This window comes from Polaromonas sp. P1_A2 (genome assembly GCF_056406895.1).
Genome location: NZ_JBFTZI010000001.1, coordinates 1,038,683 through 1,063,567 on the forward strand (window position 1 = coordinate 1,038,683; position 24,885 = coordinate 1,063,567).

Sequence of the window (24,885 nt, forward strand, 5' to 3'; positions counted from 1 at the left end):
GGCCGGGCCGATATCCCCGACAATCAGGCCCCATGAGTACCGACAAAAAAACGCTGCTGCTGGTGGACGGCTCCAGCTACCTGTATCGCGCCTTTCACGCCATGCCCGACCTGCGCGCCAACCCGGGCGACCCGGCCAGCCCGGCCACGGGTGCCATACGCGGCATGGTCAACATGATGCAGAAGCTGCGCAAGGATGTGCGCGCCGACTTCGCCGCCTGCGTGTTCGACGCCAAGGGGCCGACATTTCGCGACGCGCTCTATCCTGACTACAAGGCTCAGCGCTCGCCCATGCCCGACGACTTGCGCAGCCAGGTCGAGCCCATCCACGAGGTGGTGCGCCTCCTGGGCTGGAAGGTGCTGGACGTTCCCGGCGTGGAAGCCGACGACGTGATAGGCACGCTGGCCTGCCTGGCGTCCAGCCAGGGCATTGAGGTGATTATTTCCAGCGGCGACAAGGACTTGAGCCAGCTGGTCGACGAAAACATCACCGTCATCGACACCATGAACGACAGGCGCCGGGACGTGGCCGGGGTCGAGGCCGAGTTTGGCGTGCCGCCGCGGCTGATGGTTGACTATCAGGCCCTGGTTGGCGATGCGGTCGACAATGTGCCGGGCGTGCCCAAGGTCGGCCCGAAGACTGCTGTCAAGTGGCTGCTCGAATACGGCTCGCTGGACGCGCTGGTGGCGCGCGCCGGCGAGATCAAGGGCGTGGTCGGCGAGAACCTGCGCCAGTCGCTGGACTGGCTGCCCAAGGGCCGGGAACTGTTGACCATCAAGAAAGACTGCGAGCTGGACGACTACATCGCCGGCCTGCCGGCCCTGGATGCGATTGCCATGGGCGGGCAGCAGACCGAAGCCCTGAAAGCCTTCTACGAAAAATACGGTTTCAAGGGCCTGGTCAAGCAGATCGACACCGAAAGCATGCCCGCTGAATTGCCCGCCGGACCCGAAGGCCGGCACAAACCCGCGCCGGCGGGTGGTTCGGGCGGCCGCTCGGATTCGCCGGGCCTGTTTGACGAAGCGCCCCTGACCGACACACCGCCGGCCCAGCGCACCAGCAACCTCAACTACGACACGGTGCTCACCTGGGAGGATTTCGACCGCTGGCTGGCGAAGATCGAGGCGGCCGAACTCGTCGCGCTGGACACCGAAACCACCTCGCTCGATGAAATGCTGGCGGAAATCGTCGGCCTGAGCTTTAGCGTCAAGCCCGGCGAGGCGGCCTATATCCCGCTCACGCACGACTATCCCGACGCGCCCGCGCAGCTGCCTCGCGACGAGGTGCTGGCCCGCCTCAAGCCCTGGCTGGAAAACCCGGCCAAACCCAAGCTGGGCCAGCACGTCAAATACGACCGCCATGTGTTCGCCAACCACGGCATCGAGGTGCAAGGCTATGCGCACGACACCATGCTGCAAAGCTATGTGCTGGAAGTGACCAAGCCGCACGGCCTGGCCAGCCTGGCCGAGCGGCACGTGGGCCGCAGCGGCATCAACTACGAAGACCTGTGCGGCAAGGGCGCGCACCAGATCAAGTTCAACCAGGTCGACATCGCCAAGGCCGCCGAATATTCCTGCGAAGACTCCGACCAGACGCTGGACGTGCACCGCGTGCTGTGGCCGCGGATCCAGGCCAATAACAAGCTGCGCTTCATTTACGAGCTGGAAATGCAGAGCAGCGAAACGCTGTACCGCATCGAACGCAACGGCGTGATGATTGACGCGCCCACGCTGGCCGCGCAAAGCCATGAGCTGGGCCAGCGCATCATCCAGCTTGAAGCCGAAGCCTATGAGATCGCCGGCCAGCCCTTCAACCTGGGAAGCCCCAAGCAGTTGGGCGAGATCTTTTTCGACAAGCTCGGCATGCCGGTCATCAAGAAGACCCCCAGCGGCGCGCGCAGCACCGATGAAGAGGTGCTCGAAAAACTCGCCGAAGACTATCCGCTGCCCGCCAAGCTGCTCGAGCATCGCTCGCTCAGCAAGCTCAAAGGCACTTACACCGACAAGCTCGCGCAACTGGCGCTGCCCCGCACCGGCCGGGTGCACACGCACTATGCGCAGGCTGTGGCGGTCACGGGGCGGCTGTCGAGCAACGACCCCAACCTGCAGAACATCCCGATCCGCACGGCGGAAGGCCGGCGCGTGCGCGAGGCCTTCATCGCGCCCCCCGGCAGCGTGATCGCCAGCGCCGACTACTCGCAGATCGAGCTGCGCATCATGGCCCACATCAGCGGCGACGAAGCGCTGCTCAGCGCTTTCACCAACGGTCTGGACGTGCACCGCGCCACGGCCGCCGAAGTCTTCGGCGTGGCGCTGGAGCAGGTCAGCAGCGAACAGCGCCGCTATGCCAAAGTCATCAACTTCGGGCTGATCTACGGCATGAGCAGCTTCGGCCTGGCGCGCAACCTGGGCATAGAGACCAAGGCCGCGGCGGCCTATATCGACAAATATTTCCAGCGCTACCCCGGCGTCAAGAACTACATGGACGAGACGGTGGCGTTTGCCCAGAAACACCACTATGTCGAAACCGTATTCGGCCGGCAGCTGTATCTGGCTGAAATCACCGGCGGCAACGGCCCGCGCAAAAAGGCCGCCGAACGCCAGGCCATCAACGCGCCCATGCAGGGCACGGCGGCCGACCTGATCAAGCTCAGCATGAACAAGGTGCAGCAAGTGCTCGACGAAGAGAAACGCGCCACCAAAATGATCATGCAGGTGCATGACGAATTGGTGTTCGAGGTGCCCGAGGCCGAAGTCGAATGGGTGCGCACCGAGATACCGCGCCTGATGGCCGGTGTGGCGGACCTGAAGGTGCCGCTGCTCGCCGAGATCGGCGTCGGGCCCAACTGGGACAAGGCGCATTGATGGCGCGATCCTTTGTTGCGGCCAGGCATTGTGTCCGGGCCGGCGCAGCGATGGCCCTGCTGGGCCTGGCGCTGGTGCTCTTTGACCTCGTGTATTTACCTCTGTGGGGCGGTGATCTCGTAGCACATTCGGGCCCCAGGGATTCGCGCGCCGTACCGGTGACAAGCCTGCCCGGCGGCGAGCAATTCGCGCATCACCAGAAGAGCAAGACGGGCGAGGTTCCCCTGGTTCTGCCGCTGGACATCCAGCCCCGCGACGGGCCGATTGCCGTCGTGACCCGGGACTGGTCCTGGCAGTTCGACACGCGTTTCGGGCCGGGTCTGATGGAGCTCACCCCCGAGCGCCTGACTTATGCCATGAGGAAGCGCGAACGCTTGCGGCGCAGCAAAAAAGGCGGGCCGGTCGACCCAAGCCTGAATCTGGGCAGCCACTATGTGCAGCAGGGCCTCTACGACCTGCAAGATGGCAAAGCCTACTACCTTCTGTTGCCCCTCAGCGCGGGCAAGCAGGGCGACTATTACGAGGTCTGGGTGCGGCGGCAGGCCGCCGAGGAGCCAGGCAGGTACCTGCTCTGGGGCTTTGTGCTGTTTGCCGTGGGCCTTGGATTGGCATTCGCAGCGGCGCACTGGTCACGCCGTGGCGCACCGTTCCGGAAGCCGCGTTGAACAACGCCTTGCACCACCTGATGTGTCGCTGTTACCTGAAATCGGTGTTGGGCCGAACTGGGACAAGGCACATTAATGTGTCCCCGGTCCCTTTGCCGTGGGCCGACCTATGAGAAGAACCCGGAAAATTTTCGCCCTCTTTACCGCTCTGGCTGTGCTGGCGGCCGGTGCCGCGGCAGGCTACGCCTGGTACAGACTGACCCAGCCTTTTGTGACCGCCAGTGAAATGGCGGCGCCGGCTGGGAAAACCGCGTCCGCTGCCGGGCTGGAGCGACTGGTCCGCAAACTTTCCACCGATTTTGCGGATCGCACCTTTGACAATGAAAGCCGGCTGGAGGGGGCCGCCGTGTACCTGGAGTCGCAGCTTGCCCGGCTGGGCCTCAAGGTCGAGAGCCAGCACTTCACTGCCGAGGGCCGGCCTTACCGAAACCTGGTCGTGAAGCTGGGCCCTGATACACCTGAAGTGATGGTGGTAGGCGCTCATTACGACGTGGCCGGCGAGCAGCCGGGCGCGGACGACAATGCCAGTGGTGTGGCGGGGCTGCTTGAGCTCGCACGGCTGCTCAAGGGCCAGTCGTTTCGCCAGCGGGTGGAACTGGTGGTCTACACGAACGAAGAGCCTCCCTTCTTCCGCACGCCCTACATGGGCAGCGCCGTTCACGCCCGGTCACTTGCCGAGTCCGGCAAGCGCGCCTCGCTCATGCTGTCGCTGGAGTGCATCGGCTACTTCAGCGACGAACCAGGAAGCCAGGACCATCCCGTGCGGCTCCTGAATGCCATTTACCCGACTACGGGGAATTTCATTTCTTTAGTGGGCTTTTACGAGGACGGCGATGTCTCGCGCCAGGTGAAGACCGCCATGAAGTCGGCCTCGGACCTGCCGGTGTATTCCATCAATGCGCCGAGTTTCGTGGTGGGCGTCGATTTTTCGGACCATCTCAATTATTGGAATGAAGGCTTTGTGGGAATGATGGTCACCGACACGGCCTTTTACAGGAACAAGGCCTATCACACGCCGCGGGATACGGCGGACAGGCTGGACTACGGACGTATGGCAAAAGTCGTCGATGGCGTGCGCGCGGTTGTCATGCAGCATGCTGCGCCTGCTGCGCCGCCGCGCTAGTTTTCGGCAGCTCCAGCACTCGGATCTGGGTCCATCGTGGGTCGGCCGCATCCAGCCGGCTTGCCAGCATGGGCAAATGGTTGGCCGGCACGGCGGGATAGAGGTGGTGCTCGACGTGGTAGAGCAGGTTCACGGTCAGGCGGTTGACCCAGGCACGCCGTTCGGTGCGCGCGAACACGCCGCCGGCGTCGCAACCATGGTGCACGCTCCACACCGCGAAAAATCCGACCAGGGCGTTGGAGCCCATCATCGCCACCACGTGGTAGCGCAGCCAGGCCTGCTCGGTCGCGATGGCGGCCAGCCAGGTCGCGGCGATCAATGACAGCTCCATCCATACCCAGCGCCGCGTGCGCGGGCTGCCGTCGCGCAGTGCCTGCGCGTGGGTGCGCAGGCTGAACAGCGGCCCCAGCAGCAGGGCGCGCCAGCCGGCTTGCCGTGCCCAGCCGCCTTCTTCGTCGCCTTCGCCCAGCGGGTTGCGGTGGTGCGCCAGGTGGGTGTGGCGTATGGCGTGGGTGGAGCACAGCATGCCCAGGGTCAGCATCAACAGCACGGCATCCAGCCAGCGGCGCGGCACGCCTATGCTGGCGTGGTAGCTGTCATGGGCCTGGCGCAGCGCGGTCAGGAAGAAGGCTGCCGACAGCGGCATCGCCAGCCAATACAGGTCTTGCTGCGCGGCCCACAGCGAGCCAGCCAGCCAGGGCGCGGAAAGGCCCAGGTTCAGCGCCACCTGGCGGGGGCGCAAGGCCACGAGGTCGTCCCAGCGGACTTGGGTGGGCCTGGGCCTTGCGCTGGCGGCTGCACGGCTTGTGTTGATATCCAGAGACATGGCTTGGCCTCCTCGTGCGATCCGGTCTTGCGGTGCGCGCTCGCTTTCAGAGAGTGCCGCCGGCGGCGGCAGGCGGTGTGGCTGGCGCGACGGCTCGGGCACTCTGCACATGGGCGGCCAGTTCCCTGGCCGCGATCCATTGGCGCACCTGCGTCCAGACATTGCGCGAGATGATGGCCACGGTGGCGAACACGCCCGCCATCACCAGCCACAGCGAGCGCCGCATCGCATCGATCGCGCTGTTGCGGTCGGTGAATTCGCCGAAGCTCAGCATCAGCAGCAGGGTCCCCGACACGGCCAGCAGGTAGGCGCAGCGTATCCAGAACTCCGCGCCGCCGTCCGCGTCGCACAGCATGCGCAGCACCTTGTAGAGGATGGGCTTGAGGTAGCTGATCGCCACAATGGGGCCGACCACCGCGACCAGCAGCGAGACAAAAAACAGGGTGGCATCGAGATGCGCTTCCATGATGGGTGTTTCCTTTCTTGGTTTGAAGAACTTTGTTTAACGCGAGCAACTGGCGGAATCGCAACGGGCGGCGGCCGAGCGTTCGGCCGCGCGCCGCACGGCACCTTCAAACATCAGCCGCACCATTCCGCGCGGAATCCGGTGGCGGTTGCGCGCCAGCACCGGGTAGCCCCATTCCGCGAACGGGCGCAGCAGCGGCAAACGCATCGCGGCGCTGACCCAGCCCAGGCCGACCGCCTCATAGGCCAGGCGGAACACTTCCACGCCCTTGAGTACGCGGCCGTCGGCCCTGCGTGCGTGGATCAGCTCCAGCAGGTCCTGCATCATGGTGCCCGCGGGTGGCCCCGAAAAGTCCGGTGCCGAGACGTCGGCAAAGCGCAAATAGCCTTCGGTGTTGCGCAGCATCAGATTGCTCATTTCGGCATTGCAAAGCGGGCAGGCCGATTCGTAGTACAGGGTCAGCGGATAGATGGCCGGGTCCATGCCGGCTTTGAGGCTGTCGTAGCGGGTATTGCCCGCATTGCCCGTATCGAGGCGGGCGGTGTTGTGGTTTGCAGTCATTTTTCTCTCCTTTATAAATTTCAGTACAAACAGAAATCAATGGTCAAAAAAAAGCCGACCGGCCTTTTAGAAGGTGGGCGGCAGCAACTCCGAAGGGTCCATGGGCTTGGCATCGTTGTCGCCGCGCACGAACTTCTGCACGCTGGCACCCATGCGCAGCACTTTTTCAAGCGTGTTGGGCGACAGGCGCAGCATCTCGTCGGCCCACAGGCCCAGCGATTCCATCAGCCTCAGGGTTTCGCGCACGCGGTCCTGGGCGTCGGCGGGCTCGGCCTCAAAACCCTGGTCCTTGACGAGTTCGCGCAGCATGCGCACCGTCGGGTCGTATTCGCGCTCCTTGCGCTCGCGCACCACGGTGCGGAACAGCTCCCAGACGTCCAGCGAGGTTTCGTAATAGTCGCGCCTGTCGCCCAGAACGTGGGTGGCGCGTATCAGGTTCCAGTTCAGCAACTCCTTAAGGCTGGTGCTGACATTGGAGCGCGCCACGGCCAGAGTGTCGGCGATGTCCTCGGCATGCAGCGGGCGGCCGTGGAAGAAGAGCAGGGCGTGGATTTGCGAAACGGTGCGGTTCACGCCCCAGGCGGTGCCCATTTCTCCCCAATGGACGACAAATTTGCGGGCGACGGGGCTGAGTTCCATGGTTCCGACTATACGTTGTCTGAAATTTCTGTCAATACAGAAATTAAAGATGCGAAAAAGAAACAACAGGGCAGGTGCAAGCCCGAGAATACGGCGCATGACAGATATCAAGACCTACGGCATGTCCGAGCGGGCCGACCACCTGGACTTCGACATCCGGTCCCAGCTGGTGCGGCCGCCGCTGGTGCGCCCGCACCGGCATGAGTATTTCCAGATCCAGATCAGCCTGCAGGGCGACACCGAGCAGAACGTGGCCGGCACGGTGCGGCCTTTCCGCCGTGGCTATTTGAGTTTTATCCTGCCCTATCGCGTGCATGTGATCCCGCACCCCGAGGGCTCGCGCTACGTCATCATCAATATGTCGCAGCAGTTCCTGCGGCCCGGCCTGGACGTGGACCCGCTGGACCTGGAGGACGTGCCCTTGAGCCGCGCGCCCGAACTGGCGCCCTTTCTGTTCCAGGAATACGCCGATTTTTATTTCTCCGAGGACGAGTTTCCCGAGATCGAGGCGCTGCTGGAAAAACTCGCGTTTGAAAACGCGCACAGACGCTTCGGCTCCATCGAGATGATCCGCGGCCTGATGCTGCAGCTGATAGGCCTGGTCTGCCGCAAGTACGAAGCCGACCTGTTGCGCTTTTCGGCCAGCCAGGCGCAGCAGGGCAGCCGGCGCGCCAGCCTGCAGCGCGCGGTGCGCTACATCCGCGAGCACCTGGCCGGCGAAGTCACGCTGGCCGACGCGGCAGCGGCCGCTTTTCTCTCGCCCAACTACCTCGCCCACCTTTTGAAAAAGGAAACCGGCAAGACCTTCACCGACCTGGTGACCGAGCGGCGGCTGGAATTTGCCCAGGAGCAACTCGCGCACAGCGGCCAGCGCATCGCGAGCATCGCCCATGCCTCGGGTTTTGCCGACGAAGCCTATTTCGCGCGGCGCTTTCGCCAGCGCTTCGGCCAGACGCCCAAGGCTTATCGCGACAGCGTGCGCGCCAAAATTTCTGGCGCCTGAGTCACCGCGCCTGCTGCGCTGCAGCAGCACTGCATTGAATCGTCCGGTAAATGCGTAATTGCGTCCGCCTGGGCAAGCCGTGTCCGCCCTAAGCTTTAGGGTTGGAGAAAAACGCCGACAACAAGCTCCAGCTTTTATCAATCCAGGAGACATCCATGACACAACCAGACATGAGCAAACGCGGAATTCTGCAAACAGGCGCCCTGATGGCGACGGGCGCGGTCGTCGGCTGCGCCACGCCCGGCACGGCGGCCAATGCGCCGGCCACGCCCTTCGCGGTGGCCGGAACCTACATCCCCATCGCGGGCAGCACCGAGATGTTCCCGGTGCGCCGCATCTACTGCATAGGCCGCAACTACGCGGCCCATGCGATCGAGATGGGCTCGGACCCGAGCCGCGAGCCGCCCTTCTTTTTCCAGAAGCCGACCGACGCCATCCAGGTGGTGCCGCCCGGAAAGGTCGCTGACCATCCCTATCCCACGCTGACCAAGAACTACCACTATGAGGTTGAGCTGGTGGCGGCGCTGGCCAAGGGCGGGCGCAACATCCCCATGGACAAGGCGCTGGACCTGGTCTACGGCTACGCGCTGGGCCTGGACATGACGCGGCGTGATTTGCAGCGCGGCATGGGCGACCAGAAAAAACCCTGGGAAATCGGCAAGAGCTTCGACATGTCGGCCCCCATAGGCCCCATCCACAAGGTGGCGCAGACCGGCCACTACACCAAGGGTGCGATCTGGCTCAAGGTCAACGGCCAGCTCAAGCAGAACGCCACGCTCAACCACATGATCTGGTCGGTGGCCGAGCAGATCTCCAAGCTGTCCGAGGCCTTTGAGCTCTTCCCCGGCGACCTCATTTATTCAGGCACGCCCGAAAACGTCGGCCCGGTGGTCAAGGGCGACGTCATCGAATGCCACATCGACGGCCTGCCGGAGCTCAGCGTCAAGATCGTCTAAGCCAAGGGCGAAGTGCGGAAGGGGCGGGGCAAGGGAAAACACCATGCCATCGCCCCGCGGTGGCAAGAACTTCCGGGGCCGCATAGACTCCGATAGCTTGCCTTCCAACAACTACTTCTGAGGAAACCGCCATGCTTGAACACGACCAGAAAAAAGACTTCGATGCCTTGCTGCCTGGGCGGAGCACTGAAGCCGGCGCCAGCCGCCGCACCGCGCTCAAAACGGCTCTGGGTGTCGGTTATGCCGCCACCGCCATGCCCATCATGGCGCAGACCGCGATCAAGACCTCCTCGGAAGGCCTGAAGACCGGCGAGACCACCTACGAGGTCAACGGCTTCAAGGTGCCCGCCTTCTTCGCGGCGCCCGCCGGCAGGACCAACCTGCCGGTGGTGCTGGTGATCCAGGAGATCTTCGGTGTGCACGAATACATCGCCGACACCGCGCGGCGCTTCGCCAAGGCCGGCTACCTGGCCATCGCCCCCGAGCTCTACGCGCGCCAGGGCGACCCCAGCAAATACAACGAAATGGCCAAGCTGATGGCCGAGGTCGTCTCCAAGGTGCCTGACGAACAGGTCATGGCCGACCTGGACGGCGCGGTGAAGTGGGCGGGCGCCAACGGCGGCAACACCAAAAAGGTCGGCATCACCGGCTTTTGCTGGGGTGGCCGCATCACCTGGCTGTATGCTGAGCAGAGCAAGAACGTCAAGGCCGGCGTGGCCTGGTACGGCCGCCTGGTCGGCCAGCCCTCGGCGCTCACGCCCAAGCACCCGCTGGACCTCGCGGCAGGCCTGAAGGCGCCGGTGCTCGGTCTCTACGGCGGCCAGGACGGTGGCATCCCGCTGACCACCGTCAACCAGATGAAGGACGCGCTGGCCGAAGCCGGCGCCAAAGGCAACAAGGCGGCAGCCGCCTCCGAATTTGTGGTCTACCCGCAGGCGCCCCACGCCTTCCATGCCGATTACCGGCCCAGCTATCGCAAGGATGCGGCTGAAGACGGCTTCAAGCGCGCACTGGCGTGGTTTAAGAGCCACGGTGTAGTCTGATTCCCCGCTGGCAGGATGTCAGCCGCCTCCCCTGAAAAGGGCTGGCGGCTTTTTTACGCCGCCCCCTCTTGACAGCCTTGATAAGATTAAAAGAACCCCGGCCCGCTGGCATTGAATGCCGCGCCCGGGGTTTTGTCGTCTGTGGTGTAACCTCCGGGTTGCCCCTGCAGGCTTGGGCTGATCAATTTGGGCTTCGGCCCAGTCAATACGGGCATATGTAGCTATGACTTTGCTAGCAATCTTGATGGGAACCCTGGCCGCCGGCATAGGCAGCGTGTGGCTGGCGGCCTTGCTGAGCTTCGGCGTGCTGACCCGCTACACCCAGCACATGCTGAGCCTGGCCGCCGGCGCGCTGCTGGCCACGGCCTTTATGCACCTGCTGCCCGAGGCCTTTGAAAGCCAGGCCGGCGCCAAGGAGCTGTTCGCGACCTTGCTGGTGGGGTTGGTGTTCTTTTTCCTGCTCGACAAGGCCGAGCTCTGGCACCACGGCCATGAACACCACGGCGGCGAGCACCACGGCCCCGAAGCGGCGGCGCATGCGCAGCATGACCATACCGGGCATGTGCATGCCGCGCACAGCCACCACGGCCACGGCCATGGGCATGGTGAAGCCCGCACCGGCGGCTGGGCCGTGCTGGCCGGCGACAGCGTGCATGCCTTCGGCGACGGCATTTTGATCGCCTCGGCCTTTATGGCGGACCTGCGGCTGGGCGTGGTCGCGGCGCTGGCGGTACTGGTGCACGAGGTGCCCCACCACATGGGCGACCTGGTGGTGCTGCGCCAGACCTCGAACAACCGGCGCGCCGCCCTCATCAAGGTGTCGCTGGCCGGCGCGGTGACGGCATTGGGCGGCGTGGTCGGCTATGCGCTGGTCGACCAGCTCTATGACTACCTGCCGTTTTTCCTGATCATGGCCTCGAGCAGCTTTATCTATGTCGCGCTGGCCGATTTGATCCCGCAGCTGCAAAAACGCGTGACCGCCCGCGAAACCATGGCGCAGATCGCCTGGCTGGCGATTGGCATAGGCCTGGTCACGCTGATCAGCGGGATGGCGCACCACCATTGAGGTTTTTCGGCCTGGCGGCGCTGTAAGGCGGCGCTGACACGGACATGGCGTGGCGGCCTACAAACCCCGGCCGGGCAGGGCGGGAAGATGGTGGTGAGTCTTACGTGCCCCAGTTTCCTTGTGCAAAGGCAGGCCCGCCATGAACTTCCATTCAGAACCCACCACGGTTTCCAGCGCCTTCCGCCCGTCGACGGCTTTTGGCACGGGCAGGCCGTCTCGCCGGGTATCGCCGCACAAGCCGCGCATTGTTCGCCGCCCGCGTGCCGCGGCCTACATCGCGTTCTTCATCACGGTCTTCGCCAGCATGGCGGCCGCCGCGACGCTGGCGACCCACGACATTCCGCTCATGCTGCTAGGCCTGTGATGGCGGCCACAAACCCCAACGTTCCGCCGCCCGAGCCGCTACCGCCCCTGGACACGCCGCCGGACCCGGGCGAGGTACAGACCACGCCCATGCCAATGACGGTGATATAGGCGAAAAAATCGCTGCCGGCAATGAAATCGGAACCGGTGTAGTGTCATAAGGCGCACAGGAAATGCGCAACGCAGGCAGGACACCCGTTTCGGGTTTCCCGCAGGGTTTGACTGCTGCAAGGAGAACCGACATGCCGATAGACACCAGCCCCGAAGGCGCCGAGCTGCTGCACCAGCCGGTCGTCAAGCCATTTCCCGAAATCAGCCCCAAAGAGTCCCACCATGCCCACCATGCCCGGCAAGCCATCGAGGACGACGGCCACAACCACGATGAGGGCGACGCCGGCGCCGCATCCGGCGCTTCCCCGGGTACAAGCCTGAAACCGGGCCCGGCCCCTGCGCCGCCGGCTTGAGCGCCTGCTCCGCGCTTGCACCGCGCGGCAAGCTTCTATAAGGTCGGGGGACTTTTCCCCGAGGGAGACACCATGGCCGAAGTTCTCAAGGTCCGCTGCTGCATTGCCGGCGGCGGCCCGGCCGGCATGATGCTGGGCCTGCTGCTGGCACGCGCCGGCGTGGAGGTGCTGGTGCTTGAAAAGCACGCGGATTTTCTGCGCGACTTTCGCGGCGACACCGTGCATCCGTCCACGCTGCAGGTGATCCACGAGCTGGGCCTGCTGGACAAATTCCTGGCACGCCCGCACGAAGAGGTCAGCGAGCTGCGCGCGATCGTCGGCGACACCCAGGTGGTGCTCGCCAGCTTCAAGCGCCTGCGCATACGCTGCCAGTTCATCGCGATGATGCCGCAGTGGGAGTTCCTGGATTTCGTGCGCGACGAGGCCGAGCTTTACCCCGGTTTCCGTTTGCTGCAGAACGCCGAAGTCACGGGGCTGAGCGAGGAGGGCGGCACGGTGACGGGCGTGCATGTCACGACGCCGGAAGGCCCCTTGCAGGTGAGGGCGGACCTGGTCGTAGGCGCCGACGGCCGGCGTTCGACGGTGCGCGCCGCCGCCGGGCTGGTGGTGCGCGACCTGGGCGCGCCCATCGACGTGCTGTGGATGCGGCTGCCCAAGCTGCCGGGAGATCCTTCCACCACGGGCGGGCGCATCACCACCGGCATCTTCCTGGCCATGATTGACCGCGGCAGCTACTGGCAGTGCGCCTATGTGATTCCCAAGGGCGGGATTGAGGCCGTGCGTGCGCGTGGGCTGGAGGCCTTCCGGGCCGACATGGTGAAAGCGGCACCGCTGTTCGCGGGCCGCATGGACGCGCTGGCAAGCTGGGACGACATCAAGCTGCTGAGCGTGACGGTGGACCGGCTGGAGCGCTGGTACAGGCCCGGCCTGCTGTGCATAGGCGACGCCGCGCATGCCATGTCGCCCGTGGGCGGCGTCGGCATCAACCTGGCGGTGCAGGATGCGGTGGCGGCGGCCAACACGCTGGCGCTGCCGCTGGCCGATGCGCGCGTGGGCACGGCGGCCCTGACGCCATTCCTGGCGCAGGTCGAAAAGCGGCGCCTGCTGCCGACCCGGCTTACGCAGGCGGCGCAGGTGGCCATCCAGAACCGCGTGCTGAGCCCGGTGCTGGCGGCGCGCGGCAGCGAGGCCCCGCCCATGGCGCTACCCTGGCCCTTGAAGCTGATGCGCCGCTGGCCGCTGCTGCAGGCGCTGCCGGCTTATGCGGTGGGTGTGGGCGTGCGGCCCGAGCATGTGCGCTCCCCGGCGCGGCCTCCCGCCTAGATTTGTAGGCCGTTTCCTACGCCATGGGCAGGCATTGCCTACAGCGGCCGTGCCGCGCGGCTTTTAGAGTGAAACTAACAGACTCTGTGCACCCCTTTGTGCGCCCTTGTGGCAGGCGAGCCGGACTTCCGGTGTAGCCGGCCGGGGCCTGCAAGCCGAAGGAGACCTTCCGATGAAAAGCAGCGACACCCTTCATGCCCACAAACCCGAACCCAGCCCTTCCAAAGGCCAGGTGGGTGACAGGCCGGACAACGGCTCCAGGAGCAGCCGCGGCGCCGGTCCCAGCTCGGGGGCGCGGCGCGACAACCCGCACAGGCGCATCCGCCTGACAGGCCACGCCCGCGCCTGCTGAAGCGCGCCTTCCGGTGCATGCCCTCAGCGCGCACCCATCGAAAAATCCCTACAGCCCTGTGGGACACAGTCTCATGGGGCATGGCCGCGAGGCGCGGATAAATTGGTGGCTGGCTGGCGTTCAGCCAACTTCCGCCGATCGACAGATTGATCCTCATATCCTTTCATCTCTTCATACAAGGAAACAGACATGCACGCATCCAAATTGAAACCCGCTGCCGCAACGGCTCTTGCCCTGGCTGCCCTGCTGGCGTTGGGCGCCTGCGGGAAAAAAGTTGAAGACACCGGCGCGACCTCTTCGACGCCGTCCAGCTCCAGCCCCTCGACTTCTTCCACGCCTTCGACGCCTTCCACCAGCAGCAGCGGCACCAGCCCCACGCCAACGCCGGAGGCCAGCGCTGCTGTCTCGAATTCGGGTTCGGCCGCCCCCGGCACACCGGCCAGCGGCGGCACCAAATAAAGAGAGCCGCCGCCTTCGTGCGGGCTTAAAAAAAACGCCACCAGGCAGGGCCGGTGGCGTTTTTTTGTTGGGGCGTTAACAGGGACTGCTAGCCCTGTGCCACCGGGCGTTGCGGATCGCTGCACCAGTCGCTCCAGCTGCCGGCGTAGAGGCCCGTCCTGCCCAGGCCGGCGATTTCCATCGCGACCAGGTTGGGCACGGCGCTGACGCCGCTGCCGCAGTGGTGCACCACGGTGGCCGGGTCGCGGCCGGCCAGCAGGGTTTCAAACTCGGCCTTGAGCTGCGCGGCCGGCTTGAATTTGCCGTCGGGCGCTATGTTCTGGCTGAAGGGCCGGTTCAGCGCGCCGGGGATATGGCCGGCCACCGGGTCCAGCGGCTCCACCTCGCCCTTGAAGCGCGGCGTGGCGCGCGCATCGATCAGGGTCTGGGCCGGCCGCCCCAGTTGCGCGGCCACTGTGTCGGCCGACACCAGCGTGGCCCTGGCCGGCGCGAGCAGGAAGCTGGCCTGGAAATGCGCGGGCTCCTCGCCGCTGTTCACCGCGCCGCCCGCCACCTGCCAGGCCTGCAGGCCGCCGTCGAGCATGGCGACGTTTTCGTGGCCGGCCCACTTGAGCATCCACCACAGGCGCCCGCAGTAGTTGGCGCCGTTGCGGTCGTAAACAACGGCCTGCATGTTGTTGGCGAAACCGACGCTGGACAGCCAGGTCGCGAACTTCTCGCGATTCGGCAGCGGGTGGCGCCCGCCCGACGCGGGCGCGTCGGCACCGCTGGCGGTGATGATTCCGTGGGCGCCGGGCACACCGTGTTTGGCGCTCAGCGCAGTGTCCAGGTTGGCGTACACGGCACCGGGGATGTGCGAGGCCAGGTACTGCTCCTGCCCCAGGCCCGGCTTCATGAGGTCGAAGCTGCAGTCGAAGATGCGCAGCGGTTTGGCCGAGGCGACCAGGGCTTGCAGCTGTTCGGCGGAAATCAGGGTGGTGTAGCTCATGGGGAACTCCTTAATGCTCTTCAGCCGGGGCATTCGGCGCGGCGCGGGCTCGCAGCACCGTGGCCGCAATAGCGCTCACGATGATGAGCACCATGCCGGCCCAGCCGATCAGGGGAATATTGTCGCCAAACAGGATCAGGCTGTAGAGGGCCGCGAACACAATGCCCGAATACTGCAGGTTGGCCACCATCAGCGTGCCGCCGTGGTTTTCCGACATCGAATAGGCCTTGGTCATGGCCAGCTGGCCCAGCGACGCCAGCATGCCTATGGGCGGAAGCCACAGCGCGTGGCGCCAGTTCCAGGGCGTCACGCCCATGACCGCCATGCCCAGCGCGCCGGCCACCGCCGTGCCCACGGCGAAGTAAAACACGGTGCGGGTTTCGGGCTCGCCCATGCGCGAGATCGCCATGACCTGCATATAGGCGAAGGCGGCGCCCAGACCGGACATCAGGCCCACCAGGCCGGCAAAGGTCTGGTTCTGGTCTATGGCCGGGCGCAGCAGCATGACCACGCCGGCAAAGCTCGCGAGAATGGCCATCACCAGCGGCCCCTGGCTGGAAAACAAGGCCCCCAGGCTGGCCGCGCCACCCTCCGGGGGCGTGTTGGCCGGGGCGCTGGTGTTGGTTTTCGGCGGCGTCCAGGCCATCAGCGCGCCGCCGACCAGGAAGGCCGCGATCCACACGCTGCTCATGTAGTTGAGCGTCATGGCGGTGGCCAGCGGCAAATGCGCAATCGCGTAAAACCAGGCCGACAGCGACATCACGCCGATCACGCTGCGCCAGGCGTGCATGGCCGGGTAGCGGGTGGCCAGCGTGATGCCGCGCGCACGCGCATAGGCCGCCATGAAGAGAATGCCCAGGACGCCGCGGTAGAACACCAGCTCGGCGCTGTTGAAATGCTCCGACGCGTACTTCACGCAGACCCCCATGGTCGCAAACATGAACGAGGAAAAAATCATCCAGACAGCTTGCATGGCGGGGTGGGCTCAGGGGAAGGGGCGGGTGGAATGAAAAATGGCTGCGGCCCCGAAAAAAAGCGGGACTGCAGCCATCATATGCAAGGGCGCGCGGTTAGATCATCTGTGTGGTTTTGCTGGCGCCCATCTCGCGGCGGTACCACTCGTGAAAGTGCTGCATGCCGTCTTCCATGGGGCTTTGGTAAGGGCCGAATTCGTTGTCGCCGCGCAGCAGCAGGGCCTTGCGGCCGGCGTCCATGCGCAGGGCGATTTCGTCATCTTCCACACAGGTTTCCATGTAGGCGGCCTGCTGGGCTTCGATGAATTCGCGCTCGAAGGCGCAGATTTCCTCGGGGTAGAAGAACTCCACCACGTTGAGCGTCTTGTCCGGCCCCTGCGGATGCAGCGTGCTGACCACCAGCACGTGGGGGTACCACTCGACCATCACGTGTGGGTAGTAGGTGAGCCAGATCGCGCCGTATTTGGGCGGCACGCCCTTGCGGTACTGCAGCACCACGTCGTGCCATTTTTTGTAGGTGTCGGTGCCAGGCTTGCCGAGCTTGTCCGACACGCCCACCGTCTGCACCGAATAGTCGGCCTCGAGCTGCCAGCGCAGGTCGTCGGTGGTGACGAAGCCGCCCAGGCCGGGGTGGAAGGGGCCGACGTGGTAGTCCTCGAGGTAGACCTCGATGAAGGTCTTCCAGTTGTAGTTGCACTCGTGCAGGTGCACCTTGTCGAGCTGGTAGCCCGCAAAATCGAGGTCGGTATGGGTGGCCAGCTGCGCCATCTCGGCCGCGACGTCGCGGCCGTTGTCCTCGAAAACCAGGCCGTTCCAGGTCGTGGTCTTGTAGCGGTTCAGGTTCAGGCAGGGATCGATCTCGAAGTGCGGCGCGCCTATGAGCTCGCCCGAGGTGTTGTAGGTCCAGCGGTGCAGCGGGCAGACGATGTTGCTGCCGGTGTTGCCGCGGCCCTGCAGCATGGTCGACTGCCGGTGCCGGCAGACGTTGGAGATCAGCTCTATGCCCGAAGCATTGCGCACCAGCGCCCGGCCTTCGCCCTCATGCGGCAGGGCGTAGTAGTCGCCCAGGTTGGGCACCGCCAGTTCATGGCCCAGGTAGCGCGGCCCGTGCGTGAACAGCTTTTGCTGCTCCCGCTGGTACAGGCCCGCATCAAAGTAGCTGGAAATCGGGAGCTGGCTGGTGGCCTGAAGGAGGCGAAGGCTGAGATCAGACATGCAAATTTCGGGTGAACATGCCGCCGCGCGAGGCTTTGGAGGCAGTTGACAAACCAGGGAAGCAGGCTGAGCGTCAGCCCACGGGTGAAAACAAGGCCGGGTTTCCCGCAACGGGGTCACCGTTGTTATCGAGAACTGTTATCAATTGTACCCGCGCGGGGTGAATCCGGGGGCTTTGCGCGCCGCCGCCGGATAATACGAATATTGCATTTGCAAGCCCGGGGTACCGGGCGCCGCAATCCCTTCGCAACGGCCTAAAATCAGGCCTACCTCCAGAGAACCATGGCCAAAAGCGCTTCATCCCCCACCTCTTCCACACCTGCCGCCGCGGCGCTGCCCGCCAGCTATGAGGCGGCCCTGCAGGAACTCGAGGAACTGGTGGACAGCCTGGAGTCCGGCCAGTTGCCGTTGGACCAGCTGCTGACAGGCTACCAGCGCGGCGCGCAGCTGCTGAAGTTCTGCCGCGACAAGCTCGAAGCCGTGGAAACCCAGATCAAGGTGCTCGAAGGCACGGAACTCAAGCCCTGGGTGCAGGAGTAAAGCGGCGCGAAAGTCGCGACCCCGCAACCCTATCCAGACACAAACAGAGATACCGATTGAACGCCCCTGACAAACTGCCCCTGTTCACGCTGAGCGACTGGAGCGCAAGACAGCTTGCCACCGTCGAGAGCGCCTTGTCCCGCTGGGTGGCCTGCCCCACCGATGCGCCCGCGCCCGCCGGCCTGGGCGACGCCATGCGTTATGCCGTGCTCGACGGCGGCAAGCGCCTGCGTCCGCTGCTGGTCATGGCGGCCTGTGAGGCCGTGGGCGGCAACGGCCAGGCCGCCTTGCGCGCCGCCTGCGCAGTCGAGCTGATCCACGCCTATTCGCTGGTGCACGACGACATGCCCTGCATGGACAACGACGTGCTGCGCCGCGGCAAGCCCACGGTGCACGTCAAGTTCGGCCAGGCCCAGGCGCTGCTGGCCGGCGACGCGCTGCAGGCCCTGGCCTTTGAATTCCTGACGCCCGAAGATGGCTCGGTCGACGCCGCCACGCAGGCGCGGCTGTGCCGCATGCTGGCCCAGGCGGCCGGTTTCCAGGGCATGGCCGGCGGCCAGGCGATTGACCTGGCCAGCGTGGGCATGCCCTTGAATTCGCAGCAGCTGCACGAGATGCACCGCCTGAAAACCGGCGCGCTGCTGGAGGCCAGCGTCATGATGGGCGCGGCCTGCGGCACTGTGGCGCCCGCGGCCTGGCAGGCCTTGCGCGACTACGGCGCGGCCGTCGGCCTGGCCTTCCAGGTGGTCGACGATATCCTCGACGTCACCGCCGACTCCGCCACGCTGGGCAAGACCGCCGGCAAGGATGCCGCCCAGGACAAGCCCACCTTTGTTTCGCTGATGGGGCTGGAGGCCTCCAAGGCCTATGCGCAGCAGCTGCTGGCCAGGGCCCTGGCCGGCCTGGACGCCAGCGGGCTGGCCCGCACCGAGGCCTTGCGCGCGCTGGCCGACATGCTGGTCAACCGCCACCATTAAGCAGGACAGACAACCAGGGAAGAGGAACCGGCCTCGCCATAACAACGACACCACGATGTACCCATTGCTCGAAACCATCCACAGCCCCGCCGACCTGCGCAAGCTGCCGCGCAACGGCCTCAAACCCCTGGCCGACGAGCTGCGCGCCTTCGTGCTCGACAGCGTTTCCCAGACCGGCGGGCACCTGAGCTCCAACCTCGGCACCGTGGAGCTCACGGTGGCCCTGCACTACGTCTTCAACACCCCCGAGGACCGCCTGGTCTGGGACGTGGGCCACCAGACCTATCCGCACAAAATCCTCACGGGCCGGCGCGAGCGCATGGGCAGCCTGCGCCAGTTCGGCGGGCTGTCGGGCTTTCCGCGCCGCGACGAAAGCGAGTACGACACCTTCGGCACCGCGCATTCGTCGACCTCGATTTCCGCCGCGCTGGGCATGGCGCTGGCCGCCCAGCAAAAGGGCGAGCACCGCCATGCCGTGGCCATCATCGGCGACGGTGCCATGAGCGCCGGCATGGCTTTCGAGGCCCTGAACAACGCGGGCGTGCACGACCACTGCAAGCTGCTGGTGGTGCTCAACGACAACGACATGAGCATCAGCCCGCCCGTGGGCGCGCTCAACCGCTACCTGGCCCAGCTCATGAGCGGGCGCTTTTACGCGTCGGCCAAGCATGTGGGCAAGCAGGTGCTGCGCGTGGCGCCGCCGCTGCTCGAGCTGGCCAAGCGCCTGGAGTCGCATGCCAAGGGCATGGTCGTGCCGGCCACGCTGTTTGAAAACTTCGGCTTCAACTACATAGGCCCCATAGACGGCCACGACCTCGAGTCGCTGGTGCCCACGCTGGAAAACATCAAGCACCTGATGGACAACAACGGCGGCCCGCAGTTCCTGCACGTGGTCACCAAAAAAGGCCAGGGCTACAAGCTGGCCGAAGCTGACCCCATCGCCTACCACGGCCCCGGCAAGTTCGACCCGGCCATGGGCCTGCAAAAATCCAGCGCGCCGGCCAAGCAGACCTTCACCCAGGTCTTCGGCCAGTGGCTGTGCGACATGGCCGAGCACGACGCCCGACTGGTCGGCATCACGCCGGCCATGCGCGAAGGCTCCGGCATGGTCGAGTTCCACAAACGCTTTCCGGCCCGCTACCACGACGTCGGCATCGCCGAGCAGCATGCGGTGACCTTTGCCGCCGGCATGGCCTGCGAAGGGCTCAAGCCTGTGGTCGCGATCTATTCGACCTTCCTGCAGCGCGGCTACGACCAGCTGATCCACGACGTGGCCCTGCAGAACCTGCCCGTGGTGTTCGCGCTGGACCGCGCCGGCCTGGTCGGCGCCGACGGCGCCACGCATGCGGGCGCCTACGACATCCCCTACCTGCGCTGCATCCCCAACATGAGCGTGGCCTGCCCGGCCGACGAGCGCGAATGCCGCAAGCTGCTGTCCTCCGCCTTCGAGCAAAACCACCCGGTGGCCGTGCGCTACCCGCGCGGCGCCGGCGCCGGTGTGGAGCCGGAAACGGGGCTGGAGTCGCTGCCCTTCGGCAAGGGCGAAATCCGCCGCGAAGGCGCGGGCATCGCCATCCTGGCTTTCGGTACCTTGCTGTACCCGGCCTTGCAGGCCGCCGAAAAGCTGGGCGCCACCGTCGTCAACATGCGCTGGGCCAAGCCGCTGGACACCGAGTTGCTGCTCAAGGTTGCGGCCGGCCATGAAGCCCTGGTCACGGTGGAAGAGGGCGCCATCATGGGCGGCGCCGGCAGCGCCGTCAGCGAAGCCCTGCAAGCCGCAGGCATCAACAAGCCCGTGCTGCACCTGGGCCTCAAGGACGAATTCATCGAACACGGCGACCACGCCAAACTGCTGGCCATGCAAGGCCTCGATGCCGCAGGCATCGAAGCGTCCGTCACCGCACGTTTCAGCACCTTGGTGACCAACAAGCCCGCCAAGCCGGCGCTCAAGTCCGTCGCTTGAGCGACTGAGTTCGCCACGGCCTGAAGGCTGTTCAACCCAGCATGAGCCGTGGAACCGGCTTTGCCGGGCCACAGGCGGGCGGCCCCCTCGGGGGGCAGCGACCCACACGAAGTGGGGGAGCGTGGGGGCACACCTTCAGCTTGCTGTCAGCTCTTCAAGGGTAAACCCGCCCGGGTGACACCCCCCTGATTTTTAGAATTCCCCAGGACCTGCGCAGGCAGTCTGGCCGGCGCATGCGCGGGCCCCAGGGAATTCTATTTTTCACACTTCGGAGTCAAGTTGATGGATCGTCGTTCACTCATCAAGCACGCGGGCGTTGCCGGCGTGCTGGCCGCGGGCGTCGCGCCCGCCGTTCATGCGCAGGCCGCCGTTCGCTGGCGCCTGGCTTCCAGCTTCCCCAAGTCGCTGGACACGATTTACGGCGGCGCGGAAACCTTCGCCAAACACGTCAAGGCGATCTCGGGCGGCAAGTTCGAAATCTCGGTCCATGCGGCCGGCGAGCTGATGCCCGCCTTCGGCGTGGTCGACGGCGTGCAGCAGGGCTCCATCGAAGCGGCCCACACGGCACCCTACTACTTCTTCGGCAAGGATGAGACCTTCGCCATAGGCGGGGCGATTCCCTTTGGCCTGAACAGCCGCCAGATGAGCGCCTGGACCTTCGAGGGCAACGGCCTGAAGCTGATGCGCGAGTTCTACGCCAAGTACAACATCATCAGCTTCCCCTGCGGCAACACCGGCGCGCAGATGGGCGGCTGGTTCCGCAAGGAAATCAAGTCGCTGGCCGACATGAAAGGCCTCAAATTCCGCGTCGGCGGTTTTGCCGGCAAGGTCATAGAGCGCCTGGGCGGCGTGCCGCAAAACATTCCCGGCGGCGAGATCTACCAGGCCCTGGAAAAAGGCACCATAGACGCGGCCGAATGGATAGGCCCCTATGACGACCAGAAACTGGGCTTCAACAAGGTGGCGCCCAACTATTACTACCCCGGCTGGTGGGAGGGCGGCCTGCAGCTGGACCTCTACATCAACCAGAAGGCCTACGACGCGCTCACGCCCGAGTACAAGGCCATCGTCGAAGTCGCCAGCGCGGCGGCCCACGTCGACATGCAGGCCAAATACGACGCCAAGAACCCCACGGCCCTCAAACAGCTGGTGGGTGCCGGCGCCAAGCTGCGTCCCTTCCCCGCGGACGTCATGGGCGCGGCTTTCAAAGAGTCCATGAAGCTCTACGAAGAGCTGTCGGCCAGGAACGAAAGCTGGCGCAAGGTCTACGCCGATTATTCGAAATTCCGCGGCGACCAGAACCTGTGGTTCCGTTTCACCGAAGCCACTTTCGACCGCTTCATGCAAAGCCAGAAACTGTAAGCAGGCCTGGCCGGGCTGTTTGCCCGGGTCTGAACCTTGAGCACGCCTGCCGCGCAGGCCCGTGCCGGAAAAAGCCGCCCATGGGGCGGCTTTTTTTTGTGGAAATCTGTGGCGATCTACGGGTAAGAACGGGGTAACTTTCTGAAAAAGAGTGACAAAGTGTCCATGCTCCGCCGGCGCGTCCGGGACGCTGCAACTATTGCAGTACCCGACCGTGCTACGGACCCCCTACGGACAACTTCAATAACTTCAGGAGAGAGTTTTATGGATCGTCGCTCACTCATCAAAAATGCCGGCATCGCCGGTGTGCTGGCTGCCGGCGTGGCACCAGTGGTTCATGCCCAGGCCGCCGTGCGATGGCGGCTGGCATCGAGCTTCCCGAAATCGCTGGACACCATCTTCGGCGCGGCCGAGGTGTTCGCCAAGGCCGTCAAGAACATGTCCGGCGGCAAGTTCGAAATCTCGGTCCATGCGGCCGGCGAGCTGATGCCCGCCTTCGGCGTGGTCGACGGCGTGCAGCAGGGCTCCATCGAGGCGGCCCACACCGCGCCGTATTATTTCTTCGGCAAGGACGAATGCTTCGCGCTGGGCTGCGCCATCCCCTTCGGCCTGAACAGCCGGCAGATGAGCGCCTGGATGTACGAAGGCAACGGCCTGAAGCTGATGCGCGAGTTCTATGCCAAGTACAACATCGTCAACTTCCCCGGCGGCAACACCGGCGCCCAGATGGGCGGCTGGTACCGCAAGGAAATCAAGTCCGTCAAGGACATCAAGGGCCTGAAGATGCGCATAGGCGGCTTTGCCGGCAAGGTGCTCGAGCGCATAGGCGGCGTGCCGCAGAACATCCCCGGTGGCGAAATCTACCAGGCGCTGGAAAAAGGCACCATCGATGCCGCCGAATGGGTGGGCCCGTATGACGACCAGAAGCTGGGCTTCAACAAGGTCGCGCCCTTTTATTACTACCCCGGCTGGTGGGAGGGCGGCCCCGAGCTGGACTTCTTCATCAACAACAAGGCCTTCGAGGCGCTCACGCCCGAGTACAAGGCCATCGTGGAGGCCGCCGCGGCCCAGGCCCACGGCGAGATGCAGGCCAAGTACGATGCCAAGAACCCGGCGGCCCTCAAGCAGCTGGTGGGCGCGGGCACCAAATTGCGGCCTTTCCCCACCGACGTGATGAACGCCGCCTTCAAGGAAGCCATGGCCCTGTATGAGGAGCTCAGCGCCAAGAACGAGAGCTGGAAAAAAATCTACGCCGACTATTCCAAGTTCCGCGCCGAGCAGAACCTGTGGTTCCGCTTCACCGAGGCCACCTTCGACCGCTTCATGCAAGCCCAGAAGCTCTGATTCCCGCGGGGCCTACGCGCCCCGTCAGGAATTTGCAAGCCGCCTCCCAGAGGCGGCTTTTTTATTCTTGAAACAGGTGGGTAAGAACGGTGTGTTCTCGAAGTAAAAGCTGACAAAATCCCAGCTGGCCTTCGCTTGGGGACGCTGCCTTTACCGGCCGTACCGGCTCGAGAGGTCCGGCGGGCGCCATTCAGGCCCCGCACGTTTGACAAACTTTCAGGAGATAGTATTTTGGATCGTCGCTCCCTTATCAAAAACGCCGGCATTGCCGGCGTTCTCGCTGCCGGCATCGCCCCCGCGGTTCACGCGCAGGCCACCATACGCTGGCGCCTGGCTTCCAGCTTCCCCAAGCCGCTGGACACGATTTACGGCGCCGCCGAAGTGTTCGCCAAGAAGGTCGGCGAGATGACCGGCGGCAAGTTCCAGATCAGCGTGCACGCGGCCGGTGAACTGATGCCCGCTTTCGGCGTGGTCGACGGCGTGGGCCAGGGTTCCGTGGAAATGTGCCACACCGTGCCTTACTACTACTTCGGCAAGAACGAGGCCTTCGCCATTGGCGCGGCCATTCCCTTCGGCATGAACTCGCGCCAGATGTCGGCCTGGATGTACGAGGGCAACGGCCGCAAGCTCATGAACGAGTTCTACGCCAAGTACAACCTCGTAAGCTTCCCCGGCGGCAACACCGGCACCCAGATGGGCGGCTGGTTCCGCAAGGAAATCAAGACCGTGGCCGACCTGAAGGGCCTGAAGTTCCGCATCGGCGGCTTTGCCGGCAAGGTGGTGGAGCGCCTCGGCGTGGTGCCGCAAAACCTGCCCGGCGGCGAAATCTACCAGGCGCTCGAAAAGGGCACGCTGGACGCCGCCGAGTGGGTGGGCCCTTACGACGACCAGAAGCTGGGCTTCAACAAGGTCGCGCCGTTTTATTACTACCCCGGCTGGTGGGAAGGCGGTCCTGAGGTGGACTTCTTCATCAACAACAAGGCCCTCGAAGCCCTGCCCGCGGAGTACAAGGCAATTGTCGAAAGCGCCGCCTCGCACGCGCACATCGACATGCAGGCCAAGTACGACGCCCGCAACCCGACCGCGCTCAAGCAGCTGGTGGGCGCCAAGACCAAGATCCTGCCCTTCCCCAAGCCCGTGCTCGACGCTTCCTTCAAGGCCGCGATGGACCTCTACGGCGAACTGGCCGAGAAGAACCCCGACTGGAAGAAGATCTACAGCGACTACCGCGCTTTCCAGAAGGACCAGATCCTCTGGTTCCGTTTTGCCGAGTCGCGCTTTGACACGTACATGCAAGGCGTGACCCTGTAAGCGCTGCCCATGCATAAAAAAACCGCGACATGTCGCGG

At 64.8% G+C, this 24,885-nt stretch carries 25 protein-coding genes; 17 read left to right on the plus strand and 8 right to left on the minus strand.

Annotated features, from left to right (window positions below; genetic code table 11):
* Positions 1–32 precede the first annotated feature (32 nt).
* The 3 genes from polA to AC1D09_RS04985 all read left to right on the plus strand — a co-directional run bounded on the left by polA (position 33) and on the right by AC1D09_RS04985 (position 4,652).
* On the plus strand, positions 33–2,864 hold the full coding sequence (gene polA, locus AC1D09_RS04975) for a DNA polymerase I (RefSeq protein ID WP_477660690.1): 2,832 nt from the start codon (positions 33–35) through the stop codon (positions 2,862–2,864).
* Positions 2,864–3,529 carry a hypothetical protein gene (locus AC1D09_RS04980; protein WP_477660691.1) on the plus strand — a complete coding sequence of 222 codons (666 nt, stop codon included), beginning with the start codon at positions 2,864–2,866 and terminating at the stop codon, positions 3,527–3,529. The genes polA and AC1D09_RS04980 overlap by 1 nt, the downstream gene beginning before the upstream one ends.
* A 109-nt stretch (positions 3,530–3,638) precedes the next feature.
* On the plus strand, positions 3,639–4,652 hold the full coding sequence (locus AC1D09_RS04985) for a M28 family peptidase (protein WP_477660692.1): 1,014 nt from the start codon (positions 3,639–3,641) through the stop codon (positions 4,650–4,652).
* On the opposite strand, the gene AC1D09_RS04990 is transcribed toward AC1D09_RS04985, so the two are convergent.
* The 4 genes from AC1D09_RS04990 to AC1D09_RS05005 form a co-directional block, all read right to left on the minus strand.
* The gene (locus AC1D09_RS04990; protein ID WP_477660693.1) at positions 4,615–5,478 is read right to left on the minus strand and encodes a fatty acid desaturase family protein; all 864 of its coding nucleotides are present in this window, start codon (positions 5,476–5,478) and stop codon (positions 4,615–4,617) included. The two genes, AC1D09_RS04985 and AC1D09_RS04990, sit on opposite strands and share 38 nt — an antisense overlap.
* Positions 5,479–5,524: 46 nt before the next feature.
* On the minus strand, positions 5,525–5,944 hold the full coding sequence (locus AC1D09_RS04995; protein WP_477660694.1) for a hypothetical protein: 420 nt from the start codon (positions 5,942–5,944) through the stop codon (positions 5,525–5,527).
* Positions 5,945–5,980: 36 nt separating this feature from the next.
* Positions 5,981–6,505 carry a thiol-disulfide oxidoreductase DCC family protein gene (locus AC1D09_RS05000; protein ID WP_477660695.1) on the minus strand — a complete coding sequence of 175 codons (525 nt, stop codon included), beginning with the start codon at positions 6,503–6,505 and terminating at the stop codon, positions 5,981–5,983.
* Between the two features lie 66 nt (positions 6,506–6,571).
* Positions 6,572–7,144 (minus strand): GbsR/MarR family transcriptional regulator, encoded by a 573-nt coding sequence (locus AC1D09_RS05005; protein ID WP_477660696.1) that lies wholly within the window; start codon positions 7,142–7,144, stop codon positions 6,572–6,574.
* A 97-nt stretch (positions 7,145–7,241) separates the two neighbouring features.
* Here AC1D09_RS05005 and AC1D09_RS05010 point away from each other — a divergent pair, with 97 nt between their 5' ends.
* From AC1D09_RS05010 to AC1D09_RS05045, 8 genes are all read left to right on the plus strand, one after another.
* Positions 7,242–8,147, plus strand: coding sequence for a helix-turn-helix transcriptional regulator (locus AC1D09_RS05010; protein ID WP_477660697.1), 906 nt, complete (start codon positions 7,242–7,244; stop codon positions 8,145–8,147).
* A gap of 155 nt (positions 8,148–8,302) precedes the next feature.
* Positions 8,303–9,103, plus strand: coding sequence for a fumarylacetoacetate hydrolase family protein (locus AC1D09_RS05015; RefSeq protein WP_477660698.1), 801 nt, complete (start codon positions 8,303–8,305; stop codon positions 9,101–9,103).
* A gap of 131 nt (positions 9,104–9,234) precedes the next feature.
* Positions 9,235–10,146, plus strand: a complete 912-nt coding sequence (locus AC1D09_RS05020; protein WP_477660699.1) for a dienelactone hydrolase family protein — start codon at positions 9,235–9,237, stop codon at positions 10,144–10,146.
* Positions 10,147–10,369: 223 nt separating this feature from the next.
* Positions 10,370–11,212, plus strand: a complete 843-nt coding sequence (locus tag AC1D09_RS05025; RefSeq protein WP_477660700.1) for a ZIP family metal transporter — start codon at positions 10,370–10,372, stop codon at positions 11,210–11,212.
* A gap of 139 nt (positions 11,213–11,351) precedes the next feature.
* A complete protein-coding gene (locus tag AC1D09_RS05030; protein WP_477660701.1) occupies positions 11,352–11,576 on the plus strand; it encodes a hypothetical protein in 225 nt (74 codons plus the stop codon).
* 241 nt (positions 11,577–11,817) lie between these two features.
* On the plus strand, positions 11,818–12,039 hold the full coding sequence (locus AC1D09_RS05035; RefSeq protein ID WP_477660702.1) for a hypothetical protein: 222 nt from the start codon (positions 11,818–11,820) through the stop codon (positions 12,037–12,039).
* A gap of 72 nt (positions 12,040–12,111) precedes the next feature.
* Positions 12,112–13,362, plus strand: coding sequence for an FAD-dependent oxidoreductase (locus AC1D09_RS05040; protein ID WP_477660703.1), 1,251 nt, complete (start codon positions 12,112–12,114; stop codon positions 13,360–13,362).
* A gap of 172 nt (positions 13,363–13,534) precedes the next feature.
* Positions 13,535–13,714 carry a hypothetical protein gene (locus AC1D09_RS05045; RefSeq protein ID WP_007865760.1) on the plus strand — a complete coding sequence of 60 codons (180 nt, stop codon included), beginning with the start codon at positions 13,535–13,537 and terminating at the stop codon, positions 13,712–13,714.
* Positions 13,715–13,785: 71 nt separating this feature from the next.
* Here the strand turns inward: AC1D09_RS05045 and AC1D09_RS05050 are convergent, their stop codons facing one another.
* From AC1D09_RS05050 to AC1D09_RS05065, 4 genes are all read right to left on the minus strand, one after another.
* The gene (locus tag AC1D09_RS05050) at positions 13,786–14,214 is read right to left on the minus strand and encodes a hypothetical protein (RefSeq protein WP_477660704.1); all 429 of its coding nucleotides are present in this window, start codon (positions 14,212–14,214) and stop codon (positions 13,786–13,788) included.
* Between the two features lie 47 nt (positions 14,215–14,261).
* Complete coding sequence (locus tag AC1D09_RS05055) at positions 14,262–15,161, minus strand: sulfurtransferase (protein WP_477660705.1); 900 nt, start codon at positions 15,159–15,161, stop codon at positions 14,262–14,264.
* A gap of 10 nt (positions 15,162–15,171) precedes the next feature.
* The gene (locus tag AC1D09_RS05060; protein WP_477660706.1) at positions 15,172–16,134 is read right to left on the minus strand and encodes a DMT family transporter; all 963 of its coding nucleotides are present in this window, start codon (positions 16,132–16,134) and stop codon (positions 15,172–15,174) included.
* Positions 16,135–16,231: 97 nt separating this feature from the next.
* Entirely contained in the window at positions 16,232–17,350 is a 1,119-nt protein-coding gene (locus AC1D09_RS05065; protein WP_477660707.1) for an aromatic ring-hydroxylating oxygenase subunit alpha, read from the minus strand.
* A gap of 282 nt (positions 17,351–17,632) precedes the next feature.
* On the opposite strand from AC1D09_RS05065, the gene AC1D09_RS05070 reads away from it, so the two are divergent.
* The 6 genes from AC1D09_RS05070 to AC1D09_RS05095 all read left to right on the plus strand — a co-directional run bounded on the left by AC1D09_RS05070 (position 17,633) and on the right by AC1D09_RS05095 (position 24,847).
* Positions 17,633–17,890 (plus strand): exodeoxyribonuclease VII small subunit, encoded by a 258-nt coding sequence (locus AC1D09_RS05070; protein WP_477660708.1) that lies wholly within the window; start codon positions 17,633–17,635, stop codon positions 17,888–17,890.
* A 56-nt stretch (positions 17,891–17,946) separates the two neighbouring features.
* Entirely contained in the window at positions 17,947–18,867 is a 921-nt protein-coding gene (locus AC1D09_RS05075; RefSeq protein ID WP_477660709.1) for a polyprenyl synthetase family protein, read from the plus strand.
* A 55-nt stretch (positions 18,868–18,922) separates the two neighbouring features.
* Entirely contained in the window at positions 18,923–20,830 is a 1,908-nt protein-coding gene (dxs, locus tag AC1D09_RS05080; RefSeq protein ID WP_477700961.1) for a 1-deoxy-D-xylulose-5-phosphate synthase, read from the plus strand.
* Positions 20,831–21,112: 282 nt separating this feature from the next.
* Positions 21,113–22,192, plus strand: coding sequence for a TRAP transporter substrate-binding protein (locus AC1D09_RS05085; protein WP_477660711.1), 1,080 nt, complete (start codon positions 21,113–21,115; stop codon positions 22,190–22,192).
* Positions 22,193–22,456: 264 nt separating this feature from the next.
* Complete coding sequence (locus AC1D09_RS05090; RefSeq protein WP_477660712.1) at positions 22,457–23,536, plus strand: TRAP transporter substrate-binding protein; 1,080 nt, start codon at positions 22,457–22,459, stop codon at positions 23,534–23,536.
* A gap of 231 nt (positions 23,537–23,767) precedes the next feature.
* Entirely contained in the window at positions 23,768–24,847 is a 1,080-nt protein-coding gene (locus tag AC1D09_RS05095) for a TRAP transporter substrate-binding protein (protein WP_477700962.1), read from the plus strand.
* Positions 24,848–24,885 lie beyond the last annotated feature (38 nt).